Source organism: Pantoea sp. UBA4549 (assembly GCF_002387285.1).
Lineage (GTDB): Bacteria > Pseudomonadota > Gammaproteobacteria > Enterobacterales > Enterobacteriaceae > Pantoea > Pantoea borealis.
This window is the reverse complement of record NZ_DGLH01000015.1, coordinates 272,883-288,878: the sequence shown is the minus strand read 5'-3', so window position 1 is coordinate 288,878 and position 15,996 is coordinate 272,883. Positions and strand designations below refer to the sequence as shown.

The following is a 15,996-nucleotide window of genomic DNA, read 5'->3' as shown; positions in this document are numbered from 1 at the left end:
CATGAGCCAGAAGATCCTTTTTATTGACCGTGACGGCACGTTAATTGCCGAACCACCGTCCGACTTTCAGGTAGATCGCCTGGATAAACTGGCGCTGGAGAAAGATGTTATCCCTGCCCTGCTGGCGCTGCAGGAAGCGGGTTACCAGCTGGTGATGATCACCAATCAGGATGGCCTCGGCACCGAAAGTTTCCCGCAGGCCGATTTTGACGCGCCGCATACGCTGATGATGCAGATCTTCACCTCGCAGGGAATTAACTTCAGCGACGTGCTGATCTGCCCTCACCTGCCCGCCGATAACTGCGACTGCCGCAAACCCAAAACCCGGCTGGTAGAAGCGTGGCTGGCAGAAGGCGCGCTGGATAAAGCCAGCAGCTATGTGATTGGCGATCGTCAGACCGATCTGCAGCTGGCGGAAAACATGGGTATTCAGGGCCTGCGCTACGGCGCTGAAGGTGAGAGCTGGGCATCCATTCAGGCGCGCCTGACTCAGCGCGACCGCTATGCGCTGGTGAACCGCAACACCAAAGAGACCCAGATCAAAGTGGAAGTGTGGCTCGACCGCGAAGGCGGCAGCAAAATTAACACCGGCGTCGGCTTTTTTGATCACATGCTGGATCAGATCGCGGTACACGGCGGCTTTCGCATGAACATCGATGTGAAAGGCGATCTCTATATCGACGATCACCACACGGTGGAAGATACCGGCCTGGCGCTGGGTGAAGCGCTGCTCAGGGCGCTGGGCGACAAGCGCGGTATTGGCCGCTTCGGCTTTGTGCTGCCAATGGATGAGTGTCTGGCGCGCTGCGCGCTGGATATCTCCGGCCGGCCGCATCTCGAATACAAAGCGGAGTTCAGCTATCAGCGCGTGGGCGATCTCAGTACAGAGATGGTCGAGCACTTCTTCCGCTCGCTCTCCTACGCCATGATGAGCACGCTGCACCTGAAAACCAAAGGCCGTAACGATCACCATCGCGTGGAAAGTTTGTTCAAAGCCTTTGGCCGCACGCTGCGCCAGGCGATCCGCGTGGAAGGTAATACCCTGCCGAGCTCAAAAGGAGTGCTGTGATGAACGTGGTCATTCTCGACACCGGCTGCGCCAATCTCTCTTCGGTAAAATGGGCGATTGAGCGTCTTGGCTATACGCCCACGGTCAGCCGCGATCCGGATGTGGTACTGCGCGCCGATAAGCTGCTGCTGCCGGGCGTTGGCACCGCGCAGGCGGCGATGAACCAGCTGGCAGAGCGCGAGCTGATTGAGCTGATCAAGGCCTGTACGCAGCCGGTGCTGGGGATCTGTCTCGGTATGCAGCTGCTGGGGCGCGGCAGCGATGAGAACGGCGGCATCACTACGCTGGGCATTGTTGATGAGCCGGTGGCGCTGATGGATACGCAGGATCTGCCGCTGCCGCACATGGGCTGGAATCAGATCACTGCAAAAGCGGGACATCATCTGTTCCGCGATATTCCGGATGGCAGCTACTTCTACTTTGTTCACAGCTACGCGATGCCGGTTAACGCCGCGACTATCGCGCAGTGCGACTACGGCCTGCCTTTTACCGCCGCGCTGCAGAAAGATAACTTCTTTGGCGTGCAGTTTCACCCCGAGCGCTCCGGCAAAGCGGGCGCGCAGCTGCTGAAAAACTTTCTGGAGATGTAATGATTATCCCCGCGTTAGATTTGATTGATGGCAAGGTGGTGCGCCTGCATCAGGGCGACTACGGCCAGCAGCGCGACTACGGCAGCGATCCGCTGCCGCGCCTGCAGGAGTATGAACGCCAGGGTGCCGGTGTGCTGCACCTGGTGGATTTAACCGGTGCGAAAGATCCGGCTAAACGCCAGATCCCTCTGCTGACCACGCTGCTGCGCGGCGTCAGCGTGCCGGTGCAGGTTGGCGGCGGCATTCGTCACCGTGATGATGTGGCGGCCCTGCTTGCCGCCGGGGCCACGCGTGTGGTGGTTGGCTCTACGGCAGTCAAACAGCCGGAAGCGGTGAAAGCGTGGTTTACCGAATTTGGTGCGGACGCCATTGTGCTGGCGCTGGATGTGCGTATAGACGCGGCTAACCGTAAAGAGGTGGCGATCAGCGGCTGGCAGGAAGCGGCGGGCGTTACGCTGGAAGAGGTGATTAGCGGGTATCAGTCCGTGGGCCTGAAGCACGTGCTCTGCACTGACATTTCGCGCGACGGCACGCTGAGCGGCTCAAACGTGGCGCTGTATAAAGAAGTGTCAGACGCTTTCCCGGACATCGCCTTTCAGAGTTCCGGTGGCATTGGCTCGCTGGCAGATATCGCCGCGCTGCGCGGCAGCGGTGCGCAGGGTGTGATCGTCGGTCGCGCCCTGCTGGAAGACAAATTCACGGTAGCGGAGGCGATTTCATGCTGGCAAAACGGATAATTCCCTGTCTGGACGTGCGTGACGGACAGGTTGTAAAAGGCGTGCAGTTCCGCAATCACGAAATCATCGGCGACATTGTGCCGCTGGCGCAGCGCTACGCGCAGGAAGGGGCCGACGAGCTGGTGTTTTATGACATCACCGCCTCATCGGATGGCCGCGTGGTCGATAAAAGCTGGGTCTCACGCGTAGCAGAAGTGATCGACATTCCGTTCTGCGTCGCGGGCGGCATCAGGAGTGAGGAGGATGCCGCGCGCATTCTGCAGTTTGGTGCCGACAAAATCTCTGTGAACTCCCCGGCACTGGCGGATCCGACGCTGATCACCCGTCTCGCCGACCGTTTTGGCGTGCAGTGCATCGTGGTGGGGATTGATACCTGGTTTGATGAAGCGAGCGGTAAATATCACGTTAATCAGTACACCGGTGATGAAGCGCGTACTCAGGTGACGCAGTGGGAAACCCTTGACTGGGTCAAAGAAGTACAGAAGCTGGGCGCGGGCGAAATCGTACTGAATATGATGAATCAGGATGGTGTACGCAACGGCTATGACCTGGTTCAGCTGCAGAAAGTACGCGACGTGTGCAGGGTGCCACTGATCGCATCCGGCGGAGCCGGCACCATGCCGCACTTTCTCGACGCGTTTACGCAGGCAAACGTTGATGGCGCGCTGGCGGCGTCAGTGTTTCACAAGCAGATTATTAATATCAGGGAGCTGAAAAACTTTCTGATCGACAACGGTGTGGAGATTCGCGCGTGTTAACAGCAGACCAACTGGCCCGCCTGGACTGGGTCAAAACCGCGGGCATGATGCCTGTTATCGTGCAGCACAGCGTCTCCGGCGAAGTGCTGATGCACGGTTATATGAATGAGGCGGCGCTGGAAAAAACGCTGGCGGAAGGTAATGTCACATTTTTCTCGCGTACCAAAGAGCGGCTCTGGACCAAGGGCGAAAGCTCCGGCCACTTTCTGCAGGTGGTGAGTATGACACCGGACTGCGATAACGATACGCTGCTGGTGCTGGCAAACCCCATCGGGCCGACGTGCCATCTTGGCACCACCAGCTGTTTCTCACCCGCCGCCCCGGAGTGGGCGTTCCTTTACCAGCTGGAACAGCTGCTGGCGTCGCGTAAACACGCCGACCCTGCCAGCTCCTATACCGCCAGCCTCTACGCCAGCGGCACCAAGCGTATTGCGCAGAAGGTTGGTGAAGAAGGCGTGGAGACCGCGCTGGCAGCCACGGTAAACGATCGTCATGAACTGACCAATGAAGCCTCCGACCTGCTCTATCACCTGATGGTGCTGCTGCAGGATCAGGATCTGGATTTAAGCGCGATCGTTAATAACCTGCGCGCCCGTCATAAGTAACCAATTGTGCAACATGCTGCTCAAAATCAATGAAAATGAACCATTTTGAGCAGCATTCTTCTCAAAAAAATTAAATTCAGCTAATATTGAGCAATATACTGCTCAAAAAGGGCTGGCTATGCTGACCTTATAACTTTACCTTGACGGTGTCTGGCATGATGCTGCCATGCTCAATATTAACGTCCCCCAGCTTGGTCGTGGCAGCGAAGCATTACTGGCTTATGACTTTACCTATGCAGCAGAACACCTGGAGCGCAATGATATTGCCAGTTGTAGCCTGAATTATCCTGTCATGCTAATCGGTAGCCATTTTGCGCAGCCCTGGTTTGGGTTTCTGGATGATATTATTCCGGCCGGCGCCAGCCGTCGTTATTGGATCAGCCAACCGGGACTGCAGGGCAAATCCGCAGGTGAGCAGGATTACGCGCTACTGAAAGCGGGTACCATCGCCCCCGTGGGTAATCTGCGTATTAAAGAGTCTCTGCCACAGCTTCCTGTGAATAGTACTCTGCCAACCCGGCGTTTTTCCGCAGAATGGGCTATTGAGCGCGACAGTGATTTTCTTGAATACGCACAGCAGATGGGCGCGGCCAGCGGCGGTGCAACGGGTGCAGGCGGGGAAGCGCCAAAATTATTGTTACGCCGGAATGCACAACAGGAAGTGTGGATAGATACCTGGCAAGACGATCCTTTGAATCAGGATACCCCTTATCTCGTTAAATATCCGCGTGGTGCTCGCAGCCCGATTGATTGCGATATTCTGCGCGCCGAGTATCACTTCTATCATGAACTTCAGGCACTGGGCATAGACACCATTGATACCAGGCAAATGCTGTTGTGCGAAGGCACACGTTACCCATCGCTATGGCTACCACGATTTGATATAGCGTTCGTTGAAAACAGAAAAGTCCTGTATGGACTGGAATCCGTCTACTCACTGATGCAAAAAGCGCCGGGAAGCTATCTCAACCATTTCGACATCATTCACTGTCTGATTGAAAAGTTGAATTTGGCAGAGGCAGAACGCGAATCACTGGTTATTGAATGGGTTAAACGCGACATGCTGAACATTGCCTTTGGCAACTCCGATAATCATGGCCGTAACAGTGCTATTTTGAAAAAAACCAGCGGTATGTGGCTTGCCCCCGTTTACGACTTTGCGCCCATGAAAGCCGATCCTGAAGGTGTGGTTCGTACTACACAATGGGGCTCACCGTATGAAGAAGGCGGTCATTACAACTGGCATCTGATTGCACAACGTCTGAACTATCTGGTCTCTGAGAAAAGGTTACTGGAGGCGCTACGTATACTAGCGAAAAAGCTGACTGGTCTTAAGGCGCGCCTGGCGCAACGCGGTGTGCCTGCGTCAATTCTCGAAATGCCCGGCGTTGGCTTCAATTTTCTGGATGAGCGTATCGCAGGGTGGAAATTATGAAGAAAACCATGACGCCGTTTGAACGTGAAGCGTTATTACTGGCGTTATTACGTCAGTCGATTGAAGAAAAAGCCAGCCACGGCAAGTTACTTATGCAACTCCGCAAACAGGTGCTTGGATTTTCACAGGATCGCTATGCGACGCTGGCTGGCATCAGCCGGCGTACCCTGTCAGATATCGAACAGGATAAAGAGAGCGTGACCCTGAATGTGCTGAATCGCGCTTTCAGGCCGCTGGGGCTGGAAATGGGTTTGTTGCCACAACAATCTCATATGCGGCAAACGCTGATTGCGCTGCTGGCTCAACAAAGCGCATCCCATGACCACCCATGAAAAACTTATTGCCCTGCTCGACCAGCACGGCGCTCAATATCGCCTGCTGGAGCATGCAGCGACCGGGAAGTGTGAAGCAGTGGCGGCTTTGCGAGGTACAGAGGTGGGCCAGGGTGCGAAAGCGCTGGTGTGCCATGTCAAAGGTAACGGTATCAAACAATATGTCCTGGCGGTACTGCCGGCCGATCGGCAGGCAGACCTGAGTAAAGTGGCGGCTGCGGTGGGGGGACGTCGTGCCTCGCTGGCCTCCCCGGCAGAAGTGGATGCCCTGACAGCCTGTGTATTTGGGGCGATTCCACCGTTTAGCTTTCATGAAGATTTACGGCTGGTAGTCGATCCGCTGTTGTTTGAACGCTATGGCGAAATCGCGTTTAATGCCGGAGTGCTGGAGAGATCCGTAGTGCTGAATATTAACGATTACCAGCGGCTGCATAATGGTAACGTGATGAAAATAATCCTCTAATTGCCATCCGCCATTGCGGGGGGTACTCTCGGAATACCCGCTTTTACAACAGAAGAACCCGTTTATGGCACATTCCCGTTTTACCGCGCGTCTGCGCAATACCGTAGCGCTGGCGCTGCTGGCTGGCTGCGCTTTTGGCGCGCAGGCAAAGATTGATCAGGTGCGCTTTGCCGTTGATCCGACCTATCCGCCGTTTGAATCTAAAACGCCGCAGGGAAAACTGGTGGGATTCGATATCGATCTGGGTAACGCGCTGTGCGCGCAGATGCAGGCAAAATGCGTCTGGGTTGAAAGCCAGTTTGACGGCATGATCCCGGCGCTGAAAGCGCGCAAGTTTGACGCTATCCTTTCTGACATGGGCGTGACCGAAGAGCGTCTGAAGCAGATCGACTTTACCGAACCGATGTATGACACCCACGTGCAGCTGATGGCGCGTAAAGGTTCCGGTCTGCTGCCGACGGCGGAGTCGCTGAAGGGCAAGAGCGTGGGCGTTGAACAGGGCACGGTGCAGGAGCGCTATGCGCGTGCCAAATGGCAGCCGCACGGCGTAAATGTGGTGCCCTATGGCGACCAGGCCCAGGTGGAAAGCGACCTGATCTCCGGCCGTCTGGACGCGGTGTTTACCGACGCGGCACAGGCGGCTATCGGCTTTCTGAAACATCCGCAGGGCAGTGATTTTGCGCTGGCAGGCCCGATTGTACAGGACCCGCTTATCGGCCCCGGCACCGCCATTGGCCTGCGTAAAGGCGACACCGAACTGAAAGCGGCGCTTAACAGCGCGTTTGATGAGCTGAAGAAAAACGGCACGTTTGACACTATCCAGAAGCGTTATTTCGCGACAGATATTTCTGTTCAGCCCTGAATATCCGGCGGCGCGTTTGCCGCCGTTTTTTTAACGGAACTATAATCTGTTCAGTCACCCTAACAGGCATGCGCGCTACTGCAGCCTCAGAAACAGGACACCGGCCGCACTATGCAACAACAACATCATCCATTACTGAGCGCCTCGCTGGGCACCCAGCGAGAGATTGTCAGCTTTCATTTCGGCACCGACTCGCAAAAGCGCGTTTATATTCAGGCCGCCCTGCACGGGGATGAGCTGCCGGGCATGGCGGTTGCCTGGTACCTCAAACAGAAACTGCTGGCGCTGGAGTCCGCAGGCAAACTGAAAGCCAAAATCACGCTGGTTCCGGTAGCCAATCCGCTGGCGCTGGGTCAGCACTGGCACGGCACGCATCTGGGACGTTTTCATACTCTTTCTGGTCAGGATTTTAACCGGCGCTTTCCGGCACTGGGTGAGAAGCTGGCGGCGGACCTGGCGGGATCGCTGACGCAGAGTGAATATGAAAACAGACGCCTGATCCGCGATGCTATCGACCTTTACTATCGCGATCAGATAGCCAGAACCGAGCTGGAGTCCCAGCGCTATACCCTGATGCGCATGGCAAGTCAGGCCGATCTGATGATTGACCTGCACTGCGACTGGGATGCACTGCCGCACCTTTATACAACGCCTCACGCCTGGTCTGAGGTGGAACCGCTGGCGCGCTGGCTCGGCAGCGAGGTGCAGCTGCTGGCGCAGATTTCCGGCGGTGAACCGTTCGACGAAGCGTGCTGCGAACCCTGGCTGACGCTGGCAAAACGCTTTGGTGATGATTACCCGATGCCGCGCGGTCTGCTGCCGGTGACGCTGGAGCTGCGCGGCGTCGCCGATGTCTCTCCGGAACAGGCGGAGAAAGATGCAGATGCGATTATTAACGCGCTGACCGAAAGCGGTTATATCAGCGGCGATCCGGGCGTCTCCCCGGCCCTGCGCCATCCGCCAACGCCGCTGGCGGGCTGTGAATATATTTATGCCCCCTACTCCGGTCTGCTGCTGAACCGGCGCAAGCTGGGCGAATGGATTAAACCAGGAGAAGTGGTGGCAGAGGTTGTTGATCCGGTTACCGATCACATTACGCCGCTGGTTGCTGAATTTGGCGGCGTACTCTACGCCAGAAACCTGACCAAGTTTGTCACGTCCGGGATGCTGGCGGTGCGGCTGGCGGGGGAGAAAGCTGGACGCAGCGGAGAGCTGCTGGTGATGTAATGGCATAAAAAAACCGGCCACAGGGCCGGTTTTTTGTTTTAGTGACGACTGCGGTAGTTGCTGACAATACTGCGGCCAATCACGATAGCGGAGCCCAGTACGCCGCCCAGGATCAGGGCTAACAGTACGGTCAGGATCTTTTTCGGACTGTCACGACGAATCGGCAGGTCTGCTTCAGCAATGTAGCGGAACGACTGCAGATTGTCGGTCTGAATGGTGACGTGCGTAATCGAGAGCAGCGCGCGCTCGGCACTGTAATAGTCATCATCAAAATCGAGCGGTTTGGTCGCCTCATTGGATACCATCGCGCGTAACGCTTCACTGCCCAGCAGGTAAAGCGTGTCATCAGAGAGATACTCTGCCTGGCTCAGCTGCGATTTTGTCAGGCCGGCTACTTCCGCCACCTTCAGCGCCTGATTAATCACATCCAGTCGATGCTGTTTTTTATTAATAGCGATCTGTTTATGCGCATCCAGGATTTCTTTCAGCTCTTTGGCTTTTACGCCCAGGCTATGTTTTATATCCTGGCCATAATCACTGACCACTTCGTTATTAACAGTTGTGAGATACTTTTTCAGCTGCGCCTGCGCTTCTTTTGCGCTCTGCGCGACAAAAGAGATCGTCAGTGCGTCGTTACTGCCTTTATTCACCTGGCTGATTTTTAATGTTTCGGGCTCTTCCTGATTTGCCAGCGCGCCGGCAAGCGCATTCACTGACGCACTAAAACGGCCAAAGAGCTGGTTTTGCAAATCGGTAACTGACGGTTTTTCCTGAATGTTTTGCGCATACAGCACGCTCAGGGTGGCATTATAGCTGGCAACCTGTCCCGCTGAAGGCAGCGTAACAATGGCCTCAGACGTCCATTTTTCCTTCGCTACGCTTAAATAGACAATGCTTAGCAACATCGTCACTACCATCGTCGCAATAACTATCCATTTGCCTTTCCACAGCTGGACAATTATGTCGAGCAAATCTATTTCATCATTATTGTTTGAAGCCAGAACGCCCGGATCGTTATTCAGTCCGGGCTTATTGTTTGCATTCATAAATTCAGTACTCGCCAATCATTGTCAGCATAGAAAAACACCTCCCGGACGGGAGGTGTTAAGAACAGTTACTCTAACCACTCGGTGTGGAACACGCCTTCTTTATCGGTACGCTTGTAAGTATGCGCACCAAAGTAGTCACGCTGCGCCTGGATCAGGTTGGCAGGCAGCACCGCTGAACGGTAGCTGTCATAGTACGCGATAGCAGCGGAGAAGGTCGGGGTCGGGATGCCGTTCTGTACTGCATAAGCCACCACATCGCGCAGCGCCTGCTGATACTGGTCAGCGATATCTTTAAAGTATGGAGCTAACAGCAGGTTGGCGATATTGGCATCGGCAGCATAGGCATCAGTAATCTTCTGCAGGAACTGCGCACGAATGATGCAGCCGGCGCGGAAGATCTTCGCGATTTCACCATACTGCAGATCCCAGCTGTACTGCTCAGAAGCCGCACGCAGCTGTGAGAAGCCCTGCGCATAGGAAACAATTTTGCCCAGATAGAGCGCGCGACGCACTTTCTCAACGAATTCAGCTTTATCACCGCTTACTGCCTGCGCCTGCGGACCGCTCAGTACTTTAGAGGCGGCAACGCGCTGCGTTTTCAGCGAGGAAAGGTAGCGGGCAAAGACCGATTCAGTGATCAGCGACAGTGGCTCACCCAGATCCAGCGAGCTCTGGCTGGTCCATTTACCGGTGCCTTTGTTCGCTGCTTCATCCAGAATCACATCGACCAGGTAGTTACCCTCTTCATCTTTCTTGGTGAAGATATCTTTCGTGATGTCGATCAGGTAGCTGCTCAGTTCGCCGTTGTTCCAGTCGGTGAAGGTTTCAGCCAGCTCTTCATTGCTCAGACCCAGCGCACCTTTCAGCAGCGCATAGGCTTCAGCAATCAGCTGCATATCGCCATATTCGATACCGTTATGGACCATCTTCACATAGTGACCGGCACCGTTCGGACCGATGTACGCCACACAGGCGTCGCCATCTTCTGCGCGGGCAGCGATTTTATCAAAGATAGGGGCAACGAGTTCATAAGCTTCTTTCTGACCGCCAGGCATGATAGAAGGGCCTTTCAGCGCGCCCTCTTCACCACCGGAGACGCCGGTACCGATGAAGTTAAAGCCCTGCTCGCTGAGTTCCTGATTACGACGGATGGTGTCTTTGTAGAAGGTGTTACCGCCATCAATCAGAATATCGCCTTTATCCAGATGCGGCGTCAGCGATGCGATAGTTTTGTCCGTCGCTTCACCCGCCTGCACCATCAGCAGAATACGGCGTGGTTTTTCCAGTGACTCAACAAACTCTTCTACCGTGTAAAACGGAGCAAGCTTTTTACCCGGATTCTCAGCAATGACTTCATCGGTCTTTTCGCGTGAGCGGTTGAAGATGGACACGGTGTAACCACGGCTTTCAATGTTAAGAGCCAGATTACGGCCCATGACTGCCATACCTACAACGCCGATCTGTTGCTTGGACATACCTACTCCTGTCTAGGTGAAAAAACCAGCAGTTATATGACTGCGGCCAATGTTCTGAACATATTAACTCAGGTTTAAGCGGGGATGGTAGTGATTGGTGCTATAGTATTTATAGCTGGATAATTAAATAATACATCGCTAATTATACAAAACTAAGACTGTAAGACAAAGGACTTTTGGGTAACATTTAAAACAAAGTTAAAAAGCATAGAAATCTAGGAAGTCAGTTTGTCAATAGCAAACATATATCTCGAGATCACCACTTTCTCATCAAAATTTTCTTCCATTTTTTGTCGACTCTTAGCACCCATAGCAAGACGTTCATCGTGTGTCATACTAATAATAAGTCTCATGGCTTTAAGAAGGCTTTCCAGAGAACGTGGTTGGCATACAAAACCATTAACATAATCATCTACAGTTTCACGGCATCCCACATTATCTGTCGTAATGATAGGTTTCCCCATTGCACCAGCTTCAAGAAGTGACTTAGGCACACCTTCGCGATAAAATGAAGGTAAAACAACACAATCAACTAAAGCCATTTCTTTTTCTACAGCATCAGAAATACCTTGATAGATTATCCATCCACCTTTTACCCATTCGTCGATCACATTAGATGAAATACCTTTTGGATTATGATCGTCTATAAAACCAAGCAGAAAAAACTCTACAGAATCTCCATGCTCTTTTTTCAAAATTTTAGCAGCGTCTGCGTAATAAGTGATGCCTTTCTCATAAAGCATTCGAGCCACAAGCAGAAAACGAGTTACCCCATCATTCTTGGCTTCTTGAATTTTAAATCTAGTCAGATCAACCCCCGATCCCCGTAGGCGTTCACTTTTATCTTTACTAGTTATTCTATTTTCGAGGAAAATATTTCGATCATCGTCATTTTGGAAAAAAATCATATCAGCATGAGGCTGGCTTATTTTGTAAAGGAGTCTGGTAACCTTAGAAACAAAGGTCTCATTTACAAATACTGTCCCCAAACCTGCAATATTGTTAATCACTTTGATACGAAGTAACTTTGCAGCGATAGTACTATATATGTTATTTTTTGGCGTGAAATTTAGAACTAAACTCGGTGATAGCTTTTTATATATCAAATAGAAATTAATGCAGGTAAATAAATCTTTAATAGGATTTGTACCATCGCGTTGAATACTTATATCTTTAAAATAAGCACCAAGATTAATTATCTTATCAGAATATTCATCTTTAGGGGCAACAACTATAACTCGATATCCATTTTCTAAAAGAGTAGATATCGTGTTGCGTCTAAAATTATAAATGTACCAAGAAGTATTAGCTGAAATGACAATTTTCATTATGAAATCCTTTTTTATGGTTTCCATTTTTTTAACTTCAAATATTTATATAACTCAAGCCATTCAAGCATTCTTTTTTCAAGAGAAAATAGCTTTCTAACACGATTTCTAGCCCTAGCTCCCAACTCGTGTGCTTCTTCGGTTGAAAGTGCTAATGAATTTTCAATAGCTGAACCTAATTCATAGTGATTTTTTACAGGCACAAGATACCCGCAATCGCCTAACACTTCAGCTACACCTCCTGAATCAGTTGCCACCACGACTCGTTGGCATGACATTGCTTCGGCAACGACCAAGCCAAATCCTTCCCATTCGGACGAAAGTACGAATACATCTGCAGTGCTGAGCCATTTTTGAACATTATGCTGAATTCCTACCCATCTTATTTTATGATCAATATTCAGATTTTTGGCCAAGGCCTGCAGATCTGCAAAAAGGTCTCCGTCACCAATGATGACTACTACTATTTCATCATTATTTATACCACCAATGGCATGAAATAAATTTGGATAGTCTTTTTGTTTAGTAAGCCTACCAATTGAAAGAATAACTTTAGTTTCATTATCAATATTTAAGCTTGATCTTAAATTCTTTCTATCTACCTCACTGAATATGTATCGATCCGTATCAATTGCATTTTTGAAAGGAATAATTTTCCCATGCTTTACAGCTTTTTTTTCCAAATACGAATTGACTGCTTCTTCACTTACATTTGTAGTAATATCTGTCAGAAAGTCTGTAAGCCTATAGCATAACATCCTCATTTTCCCACCTTCATAGCTATTATGTACAGTGGATATCAAAACGGCATTATTAAATGGAGGGAAAAATCTAATTATTCTCGAGAAAATATTAGCATGGAACATATGACTATGCACGACATCAGGTTTCATTTTAAACAAAATAATTTTAGTTTTTATAAGTGCTTTAATAAAACCGAGAATATTTTTTTTTATGCCAAGGTTATGGATTTTGATATCTTTGGAAGCTGGCGAAACTACTATATCGCCAGACAGGCATATTATCTCAACTACATGGCCATAATCATGCATTATATCTGCCATATTACAAACTTGATTTTCCGCACCTCCCATACCAAGCCCTGTGATAATATAAGCAATCTTCATTAAACCCACCCAATTATTTTTTATTTATAAGATCAAGCTAATTATCGCTCGATTGTATTTCTAACAATCAGTGATTTTATACATGCTTTAATTAGACTATGCTGCAGTTTCAATTTATGTTTTATAATGAATATAAAAGTGCTAATTTTACCTTTTTTTATTGCAGTCAAAAAAAACTCAATATTATTTTTTATTTCACTATTCAAACTATTTCCAAGAAGATTACTGAATTCAGTAAACATTAAGTAAGAAGATTTATCAATTAAAAAGCTATTTTTGTTATAGTGAATATACCGTTTTAACTTGTCTTTAACCGTAGAGCTATTAAAACCAAGAACATTACTTCCATGCTGTCTATACAAGAAAAGTGGTGATTCACAAAAATAAATCTTTCCAAAACAGACTGCATAAATGCTCAAAACCTGATCATGCATGTGCCAATGAAAGTTTGTTTTTAAGGCCAAATTGTAAAGGTGCTTATTGATCACCATTGCGCACCCCTGAACACCTCCATTCATAAGATACATATCCTGAACTTTTTCAACTTTTAATTTATAATCAGTCAGCTTTCCTGTTGGCTTCAGTGTTGAATCCACAACCATACCGGGCGCATATGCAATGAGTGGTTGATCTTCATCGCAACCTTTGATAAAGGATAACAATTTTTCAATTTTATCTTTTTGCCAATAATCATCTTGATCTGCAATAAAAACATAATCGGAGTTACAATTTTTTAATAACTGTTTGAAATTTTCCCCTACTCCCCTAGCCGGAATATTATCCTCCACAATTTTTATTCGACAATCTGTTAGCGCTATTTTTTTTAATAAATCTGCAGTACCATCAGTGGAACCATCATCTCGAATATAAACGGTTATATCTTTATAGGTCTGATTGAGGATAGAATTTATTTGCTCTTCAATATAATTTTTACCATTATATGTAGCTATTATTACATCAATATTCATATTAAACCGTAAAATGATCAGATTTTTTTTCTAAGACGCGGGCTGGAATGCCACCTACCACTAAGCCTGCAGAAAAACTTTTGGTCACTACAGAATTTGCAGCCACGACTACATTCGCACCTAAAGTCACACCTGATAAGATCTTGACGTTATCGCCAAGCCAGACATTATCACCAATTATAGTGTTACCTTTTACAGTGAGCCCTCTATTTTTCGGTAAAATTTCATTAAATCTCTCACCAAATTTATGGTCATGGTCAGTGATTAGCACATCACTACCTATCAATGCACCATTACCTATTTTTACTTTTGACTGTGCAGCAATGTGAACGTTCTGACTAAAAGATACATCATCACCTATATATATGACTCCATCACCAATGGAGTCAATCCATGAATTGTTACCTAAATAAACATTATTACCTATAAATATATTTTTACTTCCTGATATAGACAATCCATTACCGACCTTTATATTTTTTGAACTAAATATAATGCTATAAACACGGTTCCGTAATAAATTATAAAAAAATGGAATAACCCTTAACCAAATCATCCCCATTCTTTCTCTTTTAATTTTTTTCATCTACAAATAACCTTCTTTTATTATTACCATCAAAGCTTTTAACTCTATTGATAACAACCGAAACGAATATCATTGCTTTTAAAAGAGTAGCACTTATGTAAACTAACGCTTTGATATAAAGACCAAAACATAATAAAAAACAGATCAATAAAACAATGTAGTAAAGCTTGTTTTTTTTGGTGAGCATAAAAAAATCGAAAAACAATGCTGTATTTATTAACATTAATAACGTGGTGCAAATAACACCAAATACACCATAGGCTACATAATTAATTACAAAGGATGAGTCTGAGGAACGAGAAAGCTCAGACTGAACTTCTTCTCCATCGCCAATAAAGGTATTATCACCAAATACAATATTTTTTATATCCGGTATAAATAAGTGGTTATTGATAAGGTCGTCAGTAGAGTTGGTATGGAAATTTCCACTTAAAGCATTAACAAAAAGTTCAAGCGCAAAATTAATCACCCTGACGATCACTTCATTTTGAGATAAAGTTATAATCATCAATATAATTACAACGAATGAGGCAGAAAAAAATAAAATTAATTTTTTCTTTTCATATAATACACACAAAAGAAATATAAAGGAAAAGAGAAAAAGCAAACCAGTCCTACCACTCAAAGCAACTAAAACAAAAATTGTCGCGATAAATATGTATAGAGGGAAATTAGAAACATCATCTTTTTTTGATCTAATAACACCAAAGCAGATGAAAATGAAAATTGAATATGCGACAGATGTGTCCCATATTGACATTGCTTTTAAACCTATAGCTCGATTACTTTGCTTTGCCCACTCAAGCCAATATCCATCAATTGCAGTCCTATCTAAAAACCATAATCTAAATTCGCTATTACCTAGCTGGAAAAGGCTAAAAACAGCCAAAAGAAACATAAAAGTTAAAACACTAAAAAAAATTTGCTTCGGTGTTAAACTATATATTAATGCATTTAGAATCAGCGGAAATAAAAAAAACGAAATAAAAGCTAAAAGAAGACGTTTTATTTGCATGCTAAAAAAAAACTCATCGCCTACGTTCATTATTAAATAATTGAATGCAGATACGATGAACATCAAAAACATAATAAGGTAATACAACCTATATTTTTTTGTATTTAAAATATAAAGTTTCGCCCACTGTCGAGATGGTGACATTAAAAAACAAACAAGCAATAGTATAGCCCATACTACAATAATATGTGCTGTACTGATATTCCCTAACGGGCTTTTATAAGCACCACCAAAAACAATTGCTAGAGCCAGCCATATCCCGGCATATCGTGCAATATTGCTCAATGAGAAGCTTTTACTCAAAGTAACCTCAATTATTTAGGGTTTTAAAATTATTTCCATTTTTAAAATAAACACCAGCATTATCTAT

The 15,996-nt window shown here is 47.7% G+C and carries 17 protein-coding genes; 10 read left to right on the top strand and 7 right to left on the bottom strand.

All coding sequences use genetic code 11. From position 1 onward, the window contains the following. The first annotated feature begins 1 nt into the window (after position 1). The 10 genes from hisB (at position 2) to B3041_RS15310 (ending at position 8,078) form a co-directional block, all read left to right on the top strand. A complete protein-coding gene (hisB, locus tag B3041_RS15355; RefSeq protein WP_065648944.1) occupies positions 2-1,069 on the top strand; it encodes a bifunctional histidinol-phosphatase/imidazoleglycerol-phosphate dehydratase HisB in 1,068 nt (355 codons plus the stop codon). After that, a complete protein-coding gene (hisH, locus tag B3041_RS15350; RefSeq protein WP_065648943.1) occupies positions 1,069-1,659 on the top strand; it encodes an imidazole glycerol phosphate synthase subunit HisH in 591 nt (196 codons plus the stop codon). Before hisB ends, hisH begins: the two co-directional genes overlap by 1 nt. After that, positions 1,659-2,396 carry a 1-(5-phosphoribosyl)-5-[(5-phosphoribosylamino)methylideneamino]imidazole-4-carboxamide isomerase gene (gene hisA / locus B3041_RS15345; RefSeq protein WP_292976540.1) on the top strand — a complete coding sequence of 246 codons (738 nt, stop codon included), beginning with the start codon at positions 1,659-1,661 and terminating at the stop codon, positions 2,394-2,396. The genes hisH and hisA overlap by 1 nt, the downstream gene beginning before the upstream one ends. Continuing rightward, positions 2,378-3,154 carry an imidazole glycerol phosphate synthase subunit HisF gene (hisF, locus tag B3041_RS15340; RefSeq protein ID WP_065648941.1) on the top strand — a complete coding sequence of 259 codons (777 nt, stop codon included), beginning with the start codon at positions 2,378-2,380 and terminating at the stop codon, positions 3,152-3,154. Before hisA ends, hisF begins: the two co-directional genes overlap by 19 nt. Next, positions 3,148-3,759, top strand: a complete 612-nt coding sequence (gene hisIE, locus B3041_RS15335) for a bifunctional phosphoribosyl-AMP cyclohydrolase/phosphoribosyl-ATP diphosphatase HisIE (RefSeq protein ID WP_292976535.1) — start codon at positions 3,148-3,150, stop codon at positions 3,757-3,759. Before hisF ends, hisIE begins: the two co-directional genes overlap by 7 nt. Positions 3,760-3,925: 166 nt before the next feature. Beyond that, positions 3,926-5,194 (top strand): type II toxin-antitoxin system HipA family toxin, encoded by a 1,269-nt coding sequence (locus B3041_RS15330; RefSeq protein WP_292976532.1) that lies wholly within the window; start codon positions 3,926-3,928, stop codon positions 5,192-5,194. Further along, the gene (locus tag B3041_RS15325) at positions 5,191-5,526 is read left to right on the top strand and encodes a helix-turn-helix domain-containing protein (RefSeq protein WP_065648938.1); all 336 of its coding nucleotides are present in this window, start codon (positions 5,191-5,193) and stop codon (positions 5,524-5,526) included. Before B3041_RS15330 ends, B3041_RS15325 begins: the two co-directional genes overlap by 4 nt. Continuing rightward, entirely contained in the window at positions 5,513-5,989 is a 477-nt protein-coding gene (locus tag B3041_RS15320; RefSeq protein WP_292976529.1) for a YbaK/prolyl-tRNA synthetase associated domain-containing protein, read from the top strand. The genes B3041_RS15325 and B3041_RS15320 overlap by 14 nt, the downstream gene beginning before the upstream one ends. A 64-nt stretch (positions 5,990-6,053) precedes the next feature. Beyond that, positions 6,054-6,851: an ABC transporter substrate-binding protein gene (locus B3041_RS15315; RefSeq protein WP_292976526.1), complete on the top strand. Its 798-nt coding sequence runs from the start codon at positions 6,054-6,056 to the stop codon at positions 6,849-6,851. Positions 6,852-6,962: 111 nt separating this feature from the next. After that, positions 6,963-8,078 (top strand): succinylglutamate desuccinylase/aspartoacylase family protein, encoded by a 1,116-nt coding sequence (locus B3041_RS15310; protein ID WP_065648935.1) that lies wholly within the window; start codon positions 6,963-6,965, stop codon positions 8,076-8,078. A 38-nt stretch (positions 8,079-8,116) separates the two neighbouring features. Here the strand turns inward: B3041_RS15310 and wzzB are convergent, their stop codons facing one another. The 7 genes from wzzB to B3041_RS15275 all read right to left on the bottom strand — a co-directional run bounded on the left by wzzB (position 8,117) and on the right by B3041_RS15275 (position 15,911). Beyond that, complete coding sequence (gene wzzB, locus B3041_RS15305) at positions 8,117-9,124, bottom strand: LPS O-antigen chain length determinant protein WzzB (RefSeq protein WP_292976521.1); 1,008 nt, start codon at positions 9,122-9,124, stop codon at positions 8,117-8,119. 68 nt (positions 9,125-9,192) lie between these two features. Then, a complete protein-coding gene (gene gndA / locus B3041_RS15300) occupies positions 9,193-10,602 on the bottom strand; it encodes an NADP-dependent phosphogluconate dehydrogenase (RefSeq protein WP_039385340.1) in 1,410 nt (469 codons plus the stop codon). Between the two features lie 215 nt (positions 10,603-10,817). Further along, positions 10,818-11,930: a glycosyltransferase family 4 protein gene (locus tag B3041_RS15295; protein ID WP_292976517.1), complete on the bottom strand. Its 1,113-nt coding sequence runs from the start codon at positions 11,928-11,930 to the stop codon at positions 10,818-10,820. 14 nt (positions 11,931-11,944) lie between these two features. After that, positions 11,945-13,057 carry a glycosyltransferase gene (locus B3041_RS15290; protein ID WP_292976514.1) on the bottom strand — a complete coding sequence of 371 codons (1,113 nt, stop codon included), beginning with the start codon at positions 13,055-13,057 and terminating at the stop codon, positions 11,945-11,947. A gap of 41 nt (positions 13,058-13,098) precedes the next feature. Continuing rightward, positions 13,099-14,025 carry a glycosyltransferase family 2 protein gene (locus tag B3041_RS15285; protein WP_292976511.1) on the bottom strand — a complete coding sequence of 309 codons (927 nt, stop codon included), beginning with the start codon at positions 14,023-14,025 and terminating at the stop codon, positions 13,099-13,101. 1 nt (position 14,026) lies between these two features. Further along, positions 14,027-14,611 (bottom strand): DapH/DapD/GlmU-related protein, encoded by a 585-nt coding sequence (locus B3041_RS15280; protein ID WP_292976508.1) that lies wholly within the window; start codon positions 14,609-14,611, stop codon positions 14,027-14,029. Further along, on the bottom strand, positions 14,598-15,911 hold the full coding sequence (locus tag B3041_RS15275) for a hypothetical protein (protein ID WP_292976505.1): 1,314 nt from the start codon (positions 15,909-15,911) through the stop codon (positions 14,598-14,600). The genes B3041_RS15280 and B3041_RS15275 overlap by 14 nt, the downstream gene beginning before the upstream one ends. Positions 15,912-15,996 lie beyond the last annotated feature (85 nt).

Bases quoted from the DNA above. Each gene is read 5' to 3' on its own strand.
- hisA (WP_292976540.1), top strand. From the start codon at position 1,659: ATGATTATCCCCGCGTTAGATTTGATTGATGGCAAGGTGGTGCGCCTG.
- B3041_RS15290 (WP_292976514.1), bottom strand. From the start codon at position 13,057: ATGAAGATTGCTTATATTATCACAGGGCTTGGTATGGGAGGTGCGGAA.
- B3041_RS15295 (WP_292976517.1), bottom strand. From the start codon at position 11,930: ATGAAAATTGTCATTTCAGCTAATACTTCTTGGTACATTTATAATTTT.
- gndA (WP_039385340.1), bottom strand. From the start codon at position 10,602: ATGTCCAAGCAACAGATCGGCGTTGTAGGTATGGCAGTCATGGGCCGT.
- B3041_RS15310 (WP_065648935.1), top strand. From the start codon at position 6,963: ATGCAACAACAACATCATCCATTACTGAGCGCCTCGCTGGGCACCCAG.
- B3041_RS15315 (WP_292976526.1), top strand. From the start codon at position 6,054: ATGGCACATTCCCGTTTTACCGCGCGTCTGCGCAATACCGTAGCGCTG.
- B3041_RS15285 (WP_292976511.1), bottom strand. From the start codon at position 14,025: ATGAATATTGATGTAATAATAGCTACATATAATGGTAAAAATTATATT.
- hisH (WP_065648943.1), top strand. From the start codon at position 1,069: ATGAACGTGGTCATTCTCGACACCGGCTGCGCCAATCTCTCTTCGGTA.
- B3041_RS15320 (WP_292976529.1), top strand. From the start codon at position 5,513: ATGACCACCCATGAAAAACTTATTGCCCTGCTCGACCAGCACGGCGCT.
- B3041_RS15325 (WP_065648938.1), top strand. From the start codon at position 5,191: ATGAAGAAAACCATGACGCCGTTTGAACGTGAAGCGTTATTACTGGCG.
- B3041_RS15330 (WP_292976532.1), top strand. From the start codon at position 3,926: ATGCTCAATATTAACGTCCCCCAGCTTGGTCGTGGCAGCGAAGCATTA.
- B3041_RS15280 (WP_292976508.1), bottom strand. From the start codon at position 14,611: ATGAAAAAAATTAAAAGAGAAAGAATGGGGATGATTTGGTTAAGGGTT.
- wzzB (WP_292976521.1), bottom strand. From the start codon at position 9,124: ATGAATGCAAACAATAAGCCCGGACTGAATAACGATCCGGGCGTTCTG.
- hisB (WP_065648944.1), top strand. From the start codon at position 2: ATGAGCCAGAAGATCCTTTTTATTGACCGTGACGGCACGTTAATTGCC.
- hisF (WP_065648941.1), top strand. From the start codon at position 2,378: ATGCTGGCAAAACGGATAATTCCCTGTCTGGACGTGCGTGACGGACAG.